General features: G+C 39.6%; 1 protein-coding gene. It reads right to left on the minus strand.

Translation table 11 applies throughout. The features are described from left to right. Positions 1–684: M13-type metalloendopeptidase (locus CWB77_RS17880; RefSeq protein ID WP_283957550.1), on the minus strand; the 684-nt coding region annotated here is incomplete at both ends.

The raw sequence follows: 684 nt of genomic DNA on the forward strand, positions 1-684 counted from the left end.
CGTCAAAGCCATGGCCTAACTCATGGCCAATAACCGCACCAATAGCACCATAGTTAACAGCATCATCAGCTTCTAAATTAAAGAAAGGAGGCTGCAGAATCGCCGCAGGGAATACTATTTCGTTATTCACTGGATTGTAGTAAGCATTCACTGTTTGTGGAGTCATATGCCACTCAGAGCGATCAACTGGCTTACCTAATTTAGCAATCATATCTGCATAAGCCCATTCACTGTAGCGAATATAGTTACCTACCAGTTCATCAGGGTTAATCGCTAAATCTGAGTAATCTTTCCATTTATCTGGGTAACCAATTTTAGGGGTAAACTTATTGAGTTTTTCTTGCGCCGCCACTTTTGTTTCAGGGCTCATCCACTCAAGGTTTTCAATTGCCACTGAATAGCCTTTAATCACATTATCAACTAACTCTTCCATACGTGCTTTTGCTTCTGGCGGGAAGTTTTCTTTAACGTAGACTTTACCTAAAATTTCACCCAGTACACTGTTTGATGCATCAACGGCTTGCTTCCAAAGTGGTGCTTGCTCTTCAACACCACGCAACGTGGTGCTGTAAAAATTAAACTTCAAATCCACTAAATCTTTATTAAGTAGCTGCGCGTAATTACTAACAAAATGGAATTTTAAATAGTTTTGCCAAACAGCTAAGTCAGTATTGTTAAAAATCG

The sequence above is a fragment of the Pseudoalteromonas sp. S1610 genome (assembly GCF_005887465.1).
GTDB lineage: Bacteria > Pseudomonadota > Gammaproteobacteria > Enterobacterales > Alteromonadaceae > Pseudoalteromonas > Pseudoalteromonas undina.